This is a genomic window from Bradyrhizobium sp. 134, assembly GCF_023074155.1.
Lineage (GTDB): Bacteria > Pseudomonadota > Alphaproteobacteria > Rhizobiales > Xanthobacteraceae > Bradyrhizobium.
This window is the reverse complement of record NZ_JADPKX010000067.1, coordinates 21,597-33,219: the sequence shown is the minus strand read 5'-3', so window position 1 is coordinate 33,219 and position 11,623 is coordinate 21,597. Positions and strand designations below refer to the sequence as shown.

At 61.1% G+C, this 11,623-nt stretch carries 2 protein-coding genes and 2 pseudogenes; 3 read left to right on the top strand and 1 reads right to left on the bottom strand.

From position 1 onward, the window contains the following. Window positions 1-779: 779 nt before the first annotated feature. A complete protein-coding gene (locus tag IVA75_RS25110) occupies window positions 780-1,229 on the top strand; it encodes a nucleotidyl transferase AbiEii/AbiGii toxin family protein (RefSeq protein ID WP_018458899.1) in 450 nt (149 codons plus the stop codon). A gap of 516 nt (window positions 1,230-1,745) precedes the next feature. Here IVA75_RS25110 and IVA75_RS25100 read toward each other — a convergent pair. Further along, window positions 1,746-2,132, bottom strand: a pseudogene (locus IVA75_RS25100) (IS21 family transposase); the annotation flags it as partial. 115 nt (window positions 2,133-2,247) lie between these two features. Between IVA75_RS25100 and IVA75_RS25095 the strand changes: the two are divergent. Together IVA75_RS25095 and xopAD are read left to right on the top strand one after the other, a co-directional pair. After that, window positions 2,248-2,441 (top strand): annotated as a pseudogene (locus tag IVA75_RS25095) (DDE-type integrase/transposase/recombinase); the annotation flags it as partial. A 758-nt stretch (window positions 2,442-3,199) separates the two neighbouring features. Beyond that, complete coding sequence (gene xopAD, locus IVA75_RS25090) at window positions 3,200-11,605, top strand: XopAD/skwp family type III secretion system effector (protein WP_345946588.1); 8,406 nt, start codon at window positions 3,200-3,202, stop codon at window positions 11,603-11,605. Window positions 11,606-11,623: the final 18 nt, after the last annotated feature.

Sequence of the window (11,623 nt, the reverse complement as noted above, 5' to 3'; positions counted from 1 at the left end):
CAGTCGGGCCGCAGCAGTCGGCCGGCGCTCTGTGCCGCCGCTCTCTGTTCTGTACTGCGACTATGGTTGTATTTTGGCCTACTCTCCCCTGAGGGAGTGGACTCCGCAGACGTCCGAGACTGAAGGGAGCGGCGCGCGCCAAGCCGGGGCTTCCGTTTATTGGCGCCAGCATTGGGAGCCTCGGCCAAGTGAGGTAGCTCCGTTGTCTCAATCCCTTGTGATCGCCCCAGTTGAGCTTCTGATCGCTCCCCTCGCCGCATGAGTGGGCGAAGTCAATGAATTCACAAGTCCGAGAGAGGATGCCCGTGAAAACGCTTCAGGAATCCACTCTTGCCATCGCCATCGTGGCAAGCACACTTGCGATCGCGGTGCCAGCGTGTGCAAATTCCGCAGCTTCGGAGTAACCGGAGCGCCGTTCCGGCTCAAAGCTGTCGAACCAGGGGGAACCCTCATGATTTCCGGCCATCGGAAGGCGGTCGCGCTCTTTTTCCTCCTATGCAGCGACCGGGGACGGCACGCGTCTCGTCAGCTTCGCGTGGACCGCTCTGCCCCGTTTGCGGCACCACCTCTCAATGGCGCGCCGCCTCTAAGCGGGATACCCCAAAAGGTCGTCTGGCCAGGTCGCGGATGCGCTTAGCGGCCGGCCGTCGATCTCGCTGCGGCGTGCCTGTCAGTGACTTCTTTCGCGACTGAGCAACGCCGATTTCCGTGCACACCGCTGGGCAACGGCTGGGACGGCCCATCGGCGGCCCGGCACGATCGAGGTCGACGTCAACTACATGTACCGCACGCCGTTCTTCGGGACGTCGCTAATGAATTCCGTTCCTCTGGGCGGCTACACCGCGAAGAAAATCCCAGTCGTGGATCTGCGCGAGATCGCAGCCGGACAAAGCGTCGCGATGGCCGCGCGCTGCGCATTGCGCGATCTCTACGACGCATGGCGCCTGCTGCACGTCCGCGGGCTGGATTGGAAACAGGTCAAGCTCGCTACGCTCGCGATCGGGGCGGCCACACGGGACCTGAACTGGCGGACGGCCTCGCTGGACGGATATAGCTACGACGCCAACGAACTCCGCGGAAAATTGCTAACCGTCGTGAAGAGCGACATGTTCGACAAGGACGGCCGCCCGGAAGCCTGGCGCGAGCTCGTGCTGGCCGAATGGCAAGAACGACTGGCGCCCTTGTTCGAACATGATCGCGGCGAGATGTCGTTCCTTGATGCTCTCTAGGAAGAGGGACGGATCGACGTCAGCAGTCTCCAAGGCGATGCCGCCGTCAAGCACGCGATAGAGAACTTCCCCGCGCTGCAAGGAAGGCTTTGAACATCAGGAATCACAACGCCGGTCTTCCGCGCTTGTGGGCAGGCTCCGACGTTACGCCAGAGGGAGAGTAGAATTTCTCCTTATTTGTCACACCAGGACGAAACGGGAGGGCAGGAGAACGGCGGCGGATGCCCGCTTTCAGCCGTCAGCGGGTTCGTGCACCGTTAAACCGAGACGCCCCGCGTGATCGAGCAGATGCTCGACCGACGAGGCCGCCCATTGCCAGCCGCCGCCCGGCGTCCGCTCCCGCATTGTCTCGAGCTGTGCCGCGATCGCCCGCAGACTGAGGTCCGGATCGGAAATGGCAATGCCGGCGAACGAGTGTCATCAATCGATCCTCCGGCTGTCGTCGCTGCGCGCGCTGGACAAGTTCAGGCTTCGCGAGGCCTTCCCGCACAGCGATGCATGGTCGAGCAGCGAGGCGTTGAGTTCCTCCAGGTTTTTGAAGCGGAGCCTCGGCGTGAAGAAGCGCTCGCGCACAGCCCGACCTGGTTCTCGACCTGGCCCTTCTCCCAGCCCGACGCCGGCGTGCAGGCCACCGGCTCGACAAGATAGAAATCCGGATCAGCGTCAGCCGTTCCGGCGACGGCTTCGTCGCATTGGTCGCCAAAAGCCGCTCAAGCTCATCGCGCCATGCACCCAGCCGAGGCAACGGCTGATGCTTGCGCACGTAGCGGAACTCCGTTTGCCCCGAACGCAGGGACCTTGCGGACCACCTCCCGAGAGACCTTCAATTCCCGGCAGATCTGCTTGATCGATTTGAACCAGCGAAAGCCGGCGCATCTTTGCAATCGGCTTCACAACCAACATCCAAAACAAATGCCTCCGATGAAACCGGAAGCAGTGTCACGCCCTTGCGTTAAGGGGGGCCCGTTTGGATGAAAACGACCCCTCAAGCAGGGTCCTTATTCCATGAAAAATCACACTGCGGTCCTATTGAGCGACGAAACGGCAGGTCATGCCGGATGCCGAGCACCGCGCACAGGGGCTTCAACAATAGGGCCGAGAATTGCCATGTGCCGCTGCGAAAGCGGGAGCGGACGATGCAGGGCTTCCGTTCGCCGGGGAAGCCTGCAGCGCTTCGTCTCGATATTCTCAACCTTCCGTAATCTCTTCGTCCAAGCCAGCTCCCGCTCCTTAGATAAGGTGACAGCGCCTGATCGCAGGCCCAGGCGGCCTGACCTGCGGCCTTCGCCGGCCGGTGTAGGCCGCAGCCCGATTCATTAACGCTTGAGCCAGGTCTCGGATTTTCTTTATCGGTCCGGGAGAACGCCTTCGTCAGCCAATCGTCAGCCAGGCGGTGTATCTAGGCCTGCCGCGCCTCATCAGCCTGAACCCAATGCAAACGCAGGAGCTGCGAATCATCATGTATGGTCGAATTGGTGCCTCGTTCGATGTCCTCTACAGCGGCGAAGCTGACGAAGCGAATCAGTCGGGAGCCACCGGGCAAACGGATGTAGGAAGCCAAAGATTCGCGAACATGTTTGCCCGGATGCATTTGGCCGGAGTGGTTCTACCGACAATTCATCTTCGCGTGGGTGGACGAAGAACGGTCCCGGTGAATGGCAGCGCGCAATCAAACCTCCACTCTGTCTCTGAAAAACTGAGGATAGCGAGTGCGGCGTGATGCGATCGCGTGCCAGTCTCGGCCGATCTTGGGCTGCTGGCGTGTACTTTGGCCAGGAGTAGGCCGCGCCGTCTCGGGTCCGGGCTGACCATGACGGTTGACGAAAACATGCCGCAGGTTCCTCAGACCTCATGCCATGCGCCATCTGGGCGATTGCACTTATGGGCCAAAGCCTTGATGCACCATGGTTGAGCGACATCAGCCCGCAACATCATAAGCAGCGATTCTCCCCTTTTATCAGAGATGGAATATGACGGGCATTGGCCGATCTGGCAGATCGCGCATTGGGGATGCTGGAGCCGGATCGAGCAGTTCACGCTCGCACTCAAGCCTAGCCCCTGGGGAAGGCAGTCAATCGTTCGATTCCGTCGTGGAGCGGATGCGCTCTGGGCCCCAAGATAGAGGGACGCCCTCCGCTAGCATGGCGCGCGGTGCCGACGATGCCCTTGGCGACAGGTCTTCCGGTCCCTCCGTTGGCCCAGATCGAATCCTAGGCGCTGCGGCACGGGCAGCCGCTGCGCCACGTGCAGCCACTGCACGGCGGCGCGGCTTTCCCTCAGTGTCGGAGGGTGGAGACACGACGCCGGTCACCAGCCAGCCGCCAACTTCGGGTGTGGCAGTCTCCATTTCCTCGTCAGAGGAAGAAATCAACGCAACAAGGCGGCACATGGATCGCCTGGTTGAGGAACTTGACGCTTGCCGTAATGCGGCCATGCACGCCCAGAACTCGGAGGAGGCGCAAGAGCTGAGCGATCGGTTCATCAAAGCAGGTTCGGCAGTTCTGGAGTACTACGCGAGGCTGCGCCCGGCCGTGGCGCGGAGCATTCTGTCGGACGCTGAGGTCCGTCGATACCGCTATGCCGTGCTCGATGCGGCCCACCAATGCAACGCACTGGCCTCATCGACTATCGCCGCCTTGCAAGACCGCAGAAAGAATTCGGCAGACCTGTTGCAGCGGATTTTCGAATCCAACGCTACCCCCGACCAGCTGAGCCGAGTGGCTTCCAGTGTGGCGAAGGAGCACGCGGCTTGCGTGGAGTGGTGGGGAAAGAAGCTGTTGCGCTCGGAACGGATGGTGTCCGTCTGCGAGGCCACCGCCAACTTGCCAAGCACGACGCCCGAGATGCGGAAGCCCGAAGAGGCCGCACTACGCCTGAATACCGGCTTGGTACTTCATGCGCGGTACATGCGTCTGCAATCGCGGATTGCGCTCACGCAGCTTATGATTGAGTCTCAGGCGAGCACGTTTGAACCGGCCGTGAGGGACGCCCTCATGGGTGAGAACGGGGGGGTGCATCTGCTCGGGACCTTTGTCCAGGATGTTTATCCGGCATTCCTCTCGACGGAGGAAGCCGTTCTGCACAACGACGGAGCGGCACTCGACGCAGAGCACTGCACCGTTCTGGAAGGAGTCATGGAACGGCTTTCGGAATTTGCGTTGGCGTTGCACGACGACATCCTTGCCAAGCTAAGCGATAACCGAACAGGTGCCAGCCTCCCATTCGAACTGTTGGGCCAGATCGTAGACGACGCACGGATCACTGCGCACGAGGTCATGCACTTCCTGGCACTGCAGCTGAAAACGTCAGCCATCATTGCATCCCCGGCCGACGCTGGCGCTACGGTACCGGCCGACACTGCCGGCAAGGCAGCGGCAGCCAAAGGCACCGCTGCGCGCAGGGAGGGGAAAGGCAACCGCAAGCCGGCTGCTGATGCCGCGAGTTCGGCCGGGCGGCCCGAGCCGCAAGTCGCCGCGGGCGACAGCGACACCGCGCCAGCGGACAAGGTTCTCGTGCGCTCGGATCTAGGTACGAAGAAGCTTGTGAGCGCCAAGGAGGCGCATGCGAGTGCGTCGTCGGCGGCGGCACACTCGGCGGTCTGGCAGGCCCCGGCATCGACGGAGGCGTTGGCGCCACTGGTCAAGCGGTCGGACGAACTATTGCAGTTCGATCTGGCTGGTCAGCAAAGGACCGTCTCGCAAGCGCGCCAGATGAAGCCCGAGGACGCCGATCACGTAGTGGGCATCGTGGTCGAGCGCCTGCAGACGCAGCCCGCCGAGATGCAGGCCTGTCTGGACCCGCTGGAAGAGCCTGGTCGACGCGGCCTGCTCACGCCTGCGCATGTGCACGAAGTGCACGAGAAAACAGTCCGGCTCAAGATGAAGTTGTCCGAGGCGCAGGGACTGGCGAAGGCGGCGAACGCGGAATCAAGTCTTGCCCCTGGGGAAGGCAGCCAATCGTTCGATTCCGTCGAGCGGATGCACTCTGGGCCTCAAGATAGAAGGACGTCCTTCGCTCGCATTGCGCGCGGTGCCGATGATGCCCTTGGCGACAGATCTTCCGGATCCTCCGTTGGCGCACATCGGATCCTGGGTGCTGCGCCACGTGAAGCCACTGCGCGACGGTGCGGTTTTCCCCCATTGCCGGAGGGTGGAGCGCCAGGTCGAGAAGAAACTTCTTTAGGTTCTGATGGCAAACCCTGGCTCGGCAATAAAGGATCCAGAAGCTGGCAACCAGACACGGTGCCACCCCACAGGCAAACGGAGACCGACCCGGGTGCAGGACCGGGAAGGCGGCGTTTCGTCCATGTAGCCGAACAGAGCTTCAAGCGTGGATACTCGGAACTACTTAATAACGCTTTACATGACATTTCCTTCGCTGGCGACATCACTAAATTCTCATGCGCTGTGGTGGAGTATGACAGGAAGCTGCAGGGTCGAGCGGACCACGCAACATTCCTGCAAAAGGCCGCTTCCGAGTTCAAACGCGAATTTGTCCCAAGATGGGAACAAGATATCCGCGCCCGGAATACATGGGGGTACGCCACCTCATGCAACACGATGAGCCGGGAGGCTGGAGGTCAGGCAGGCGTGGAAGCTTGCAGGGCCATGGCAGCTCAGGTGTCGAGCCTCGGCAATGCACTATACGACGTCGAAAGCAAAACGCTTTCCCTATTCGTATTGTCGTTCAGTCGATATCCCGGGGTGGCGGAATGTCGCAATGGAATGATCCGAATCGCCAGATTTTTTCGTGAGCAACGCGGAGCACTTTCGGAGCTCAACGCTCAAAGTCTCGCCCTGCTGGTCAACGGCTTCAGCAAGTGCCCGGAACAGGAGAACTCTCGTGAGGCCACAATAGCAGTTGCCGCTGAGATTCGCCGCCGCGCTCCCGGGCTCTCTGATTTTGGTCCGCAGAGCCTGGCTATCGTGGTGAACGGTTTGAGCAAGTGGCCGGAAGACGCGGAGTGTCACGGTGCTATAAGGGCAATTGCCAGCGAGGTCCGTCACCGCGCGGGCCGCCGCGATGTCTGGCTCTCTGACTTTGGTCCGCAGAACTTGGCTACCGTGGTGAACGGTTTGAGCAAGTGGCCGGAAGAGGCGGAGTGTCGCGGTGCAATGAGGGCAATCGCCGTCGAGGTCCGTCGCCGCGCGGGTCGCCGCGATGTCTGGCTCGCTGATTTTGATCCACAGGCGTTGGCCAACCTGGTGAACGGCTTCAGCAAGTGGCCGCAGGACTGTCGAGATGCTATAGTTCAAATCGCCGCCGAGGTCCGTTACCGCGCGGGCCGCCGCGATGTCGGGCTCTCTGATTTTGATCCACAGGCGTTGTCGAACTTGGTAAACGGCTTCAGCAAGTGGCCGCAGGACTGCCGAGACGCTATAGTTCAAATCGCCGACGAGGTCGTCCATCACCGCGGCGACCGGCTCTCCAATTTTACTCCCCAGCACTTGTCGAACCTCGTGAACGGCTTCAGCAGGTGGCCCGAGGGGGCGAAGTGCAACGACGCTATACTTGCAATCGCCGACGAGGTTCGTCGCCGCGCTGGCCGAGCGGACCGGCTCTCCAGTTTTACTCCCCGGCACTTGTCGAGCTTGGTGAACGGCTTCAGCAGGTGGCCGGAAAGGACAGACTGCTGCAGCGCTATAATTGAAATAGCCGACGAGGTCCGTCGCCGCGCCGACCGGCTGTCTGGGTTTGATCCGCAGGGTCTGGCGAACCTGGTGAACGGTTTCAGCAAGTGGCCTGATGTGACGGGCTGTGGCGACGCCACGCTGGCGATCGCCGGTGAGGTCTGTCGCCGCGCCGACCGGCTTTCTGGGTTTGATCCGCAGGGTTTGGCGAACCTGGTGAACGGTTTCAGCAAGTGGCCTGACGAGACGGGCTGTGGCGAAGCCACGCTGGCGATCGCCGGTGAGGTCTGTCGCCGCGCCGACCGGCTTTCTGAGTTTGATCCGCAGGGTCTGGCGAACCTGGTGAACGGTTTCAGCAAGTGGCCACAAGAGGAGAACTCACGTCACGCCACCGCTGTGATCGCCGGTGAGGTGCTTCGCCGCGCCGACCGGCTCTCCGATTTTACCTCTCAGCACCTGGCGAATCTGGTGAACGGCTTTAGCAAGTACCCACAAGAGGAGAACTCACGTCAGGCCACCGTTGTAATCGCCCATGAGGTCCTTCGCGCCGACCGGCTGTCTGATTTCACTCCGCAGGGTCTAGCGAACCTGGTGAACGGTTTCAGCAAGTGGCTGCAAGAGCAGGACGCTCGCCAAGCCACAGTCGCGATTGCCAACGAGGTCTCTCGCCGTGACAACCGGCTCTCTGATTTTACTCCGCGGGAACTGGCGATCCTGGTGAACGGCTTTAGCAAGTGGCCGGAAGAGGCGGTGTGCCATGGGGCGATAATCGACATAGCGGGCAAACTCGGCTCGGGAGACCTCCGATTCGGAGCGTTCACCACAACTCAGCTCAGCATGATAGCCAATGCTCTCGGGCGAGGTGTCACGAGGGGAGAGGGCACTGGAGAGATCATAGAGACCGCTCTGCTGAAGAATCGGCTGCACGGTATGGCCCACTACCTTCACTATGCCAGTGATCGCCTGGAGCAGACCCAGGTTCTGAACATCGCCATGATTTTCAAAGCGCTGGCTAAGGCTCAATTGTTTGACGATCTCGGTTTGCTCGCACCCACGGGGTTAGACCGGCTGACGGAACTGCATCGTGCCCCTGGCTTTGCCGCTGAGAACGACCTCGAAACCATGGGTACTCTCTGCGTCGCTCTCCTGCCGCTGGCGCGCAGCCCGCACCTGCGCTGGCACCGGAGGCGGGCTTTAAACTTGCTGAACGACATTCAACCGATCGTCGAGCACAAGATCGAGGGGCATCTCAAAGCAAGCGATGCCGAGCGAGCCCGAGGGCCGTACTCGAGCCGTTGCCCCGCCTTGTCGATCTATCAAACGCTCAAGGCCCGTGCGGTTTTCGCGGCATTGTTCCGCCGGCCCTATGTCGAAGGCAAGAAGTCCGATTTGCGGGTGAGGCAGGAAGAGCTGCAGCGCAAGACTAAGGAGATTTTGGACAAAACGGGCGGCCTCGTCGAAGGCGATCTTTCCAACATGAGCTGGAACCTGATGGCGGAGATCGCGGCGGAGAGTCCGGTCGATGCGCTGGACACGTTCTTGGCGCAGAATGCGGCGACGGTCCAGGCCCAACATCCAGCGTCCGTGTTCGACGTCCATCAGGTGTTGCGAACCATGGCCCACGAGCCCAGACCTCCGCAGGGTGACGCGGGACTTATGCAGTTGTCAGTGGTGGACATGCAGGGCCGGCCAGTGGCCACGGAGCCCGAGACACGCTATTCGATTTTTCATCGCCTGACCTCGGGGGTTTTGCCCGTCGTCGCGGTCCAGCTGCCAGGAAAGCCGAGCGCGTTCATGCTGGCGCGTACGATCACCGTCCAGGGTGTGCCATACCGCATGGACCTGTTCGGCGGAAGCAAGTTAAAGCCGCCGAAAAAGCCCGTGTCGCAGATCGCCGGCCGCCTTCCAGGTGTGGCGAGGGCAGAGTCCTCCGGGGGAAAGCTGCTGGCGATTCCGTATGCCGAAACGGCGCCGGGCACAGCGTTCGAGCAGCTGTCACGTGCCTGGGCCCCTTTCAAAGAGGCATACTATTACACTCAGCGCAGGGGTTTTGCCGCGCCGCCGGCAATCAAGGACCTAGGTCCTCGGGACTACGCGCTGGAGGGCGCCTTCAAACTGTCGCTGCTGCCGGACCGTCCTGCCAGCGAGGAGCATCCCTTCAAGCTGACTGGGCCAGAAGGCCCGATCGCCTTGCGGCCGCATGATGGTTGCGGTTTTATCAAGGCCTCGCTGGCCAACCGTATGCCAGCTGTAAATCGCGCCCGCCGACAGGAAGGTCCTGATCGGGTGCCTGCCTTTGCTGAGGGAAGAAGAATGTCCGTTCCCGCATCGGCGCTGCAACACTATCCCCGAAGCGAGCCGGTGACCGATGAGGCGCGGGAGAAGGCCAAAACCTGGCTCGAGAGCAGACAAGGGCGAGAGTTGACGTCTGAAGAGTTGTTTCGCACCGTGACGGCCGGACACATCGACGGTCCCGGCGCGGTTGCCGTACCGTCCAGCGATGACTGTCTCCATGTGCCGACGCTCAAGAGCGAGACGTTGATGGGGGCGAGCGGCGTGCTGATCGGGCGCTCGCCCTACGACAAGCCCAATCTGCGCCCGTTTGCCGCCGAGCGAGTCAAGTCGGCCGTTGAGGGGGACCCGACCGCTGTGTTCCTCGAAAACTGCACAGCCATCCAATACAGCTTCAATGTCGCGCAGAAGTCGGGGAAGGAACTGGCGGGCGACGATCCGACTTTTTTTGCCAAAGGCATTCTGATGGTTGTGCCGGATAAGATGTGGCCGGCCGGCTACGCCGACCGTGGGCTGGTGTTGTCTGCCGAGGACGTCAAATGCCATTCGAGCTGGACCTCGAGCAAGGACCGCGCCAAGGTGGACACGCCGCTCGAGTGCGTCGGCATCCTGCAGGCTACCGAGGTGTTCGCTCCGGGCTCGTTGGTTGCCGTCCCGATCGGTGAACAGAAAAAACTTGACGGAGACTTCGACGGGGACACCGTCGTCATCGTCGGCGACCGGCCGCAGCTTTATGAGCATGTGCGCCAGTTCGATCGCAAGGAGCAAGCTCTCGGACTTCCGTCGCTGAAGCCGCCAAAGTCGCATACCCCGGCGCTTGAGGGCGACAATTACCAGTTCGGTCGCGCCCGCCAGATCCTCGCCGCCACGCAGGATGTCCTGGGAACCTATAGCTGCCTGCAGCGAAACTTTCTGGCTCAATCCCATGAAGCACAACGCTGGTTTGCCGAGCGTGCTGTCTTTGGCACCTATGAGGGCGTTCACCACGAGCTCAGGCGAGAGATCCGTCAGCTGTTGGGCCAGGAAGAGGTGAGTAGCCAAGATATCCAGAACACGTTTGCGAGAGCGAGGAGCGAGATTGAGGTCGCCAAACATCTGGTTGCTCGCGAAATGGCCGAGTTGCTCGTCGACAACCTAGCGGCATGGGCAGTGAAGCCGAATGAGCAACCCCTGCCCGAAATAATCGAAAGCTCGAACGCCGCAAACCCGAGCCTCAGCGCAAGGCTCTGCAACCTTTTCCCGGATCTGGCGGAGACCTATCCGGCAACGCCTCAGCCACGAGACCGCATCCAGCTTTTACTCGACCACTATCCTGCTCGCATCGATCCCCGCCCGGATGGTTACAATGCGGACGACCTCGTAAAAAGCGCAAACAACTTGCTGAGCCTCGGCATCAAGGTCGGCACCGACGCCTATAAATCCGATACTGGCGCCAACCTCTTTTTCCAGAAGAGCAGTCATCTTCAGCGGCTCCTCTACGAGACGCCGGGCTTGAAGTCCGTGCCCTACGTCAAGGGCGTGGCGGCGACCCTCGCCCGCGGAAGGTTTGATGTCGATGCGACCTTGGAGGATCTGAGGGACAACCCCACTCTGGCGGCTTCAATCATGGAGACCTCGATCAAACTCGCTGCGGAGCAGGGCATTTTGCGCAAACCGTCCGGCCTCCGGCCAGCCGCTGACGATGCTGACATGATCACGCTGACCCGCGAGCAGGCCTCAGAACGCGCTCAAAATGAGGCTGGCCGAGCTATAGCCGAAGAGAGGAAAATCACCGCAGCGGCACGCGAGGTTGCCGGAATCCTTGCGCAAGCCGGCATCGAGGTGAAGATGCCCCATCTGGAGCGCCGCTTGAAATCGCATGCCTCCATGACAGATCAGCTCACCGGCATGAGCATCCCACCCAGCAGCGCCCCACAGCTCTTCAGCAACGCGGTACGCCACGTCTTAGAAATTCCTGACAAGGATTTTACACGTGCCTTCAAGAAAGCCATGCTGGCCTTCGAGGAGCGGGACTACACCGAACGCCAGACAACCAACTGGTTCAGAATGCGCAGTCCGACTTTCGTCGGCATCAAGACAGTGCTCACCACGGCGGACTCTTATCGCTTCGAAGTGGAGTTCCACACGCCAGGCAGCTATCAAGCCAAGCTTGCCAATCACGACAGCTATAAAATTCTCGGCAGGCTGCGGCGGCAATCAAGCGAGGATGCTTTGGAGCAAGCTGAGGCCGAGAAACTGGTGCAGCGGACGAGAGAGGTTTGCACAGAAATTGCGATCCCTGACGGCGCGCTGGGCATACCCCACTGGGGAGCCGAAGGAGATCGTAAGGACGGCGCCGCTGCGGCATTTGGATTGCGAGCTTTCGATGAATCAAGAATGCCCGAGATCGCCAGGTCAACGGAGGCAAGAGAGATTACCGCGGCGACTTGTTCACACCGCGCAAAACCAGGGTGAGCCGCAGCTCCTGTGCGG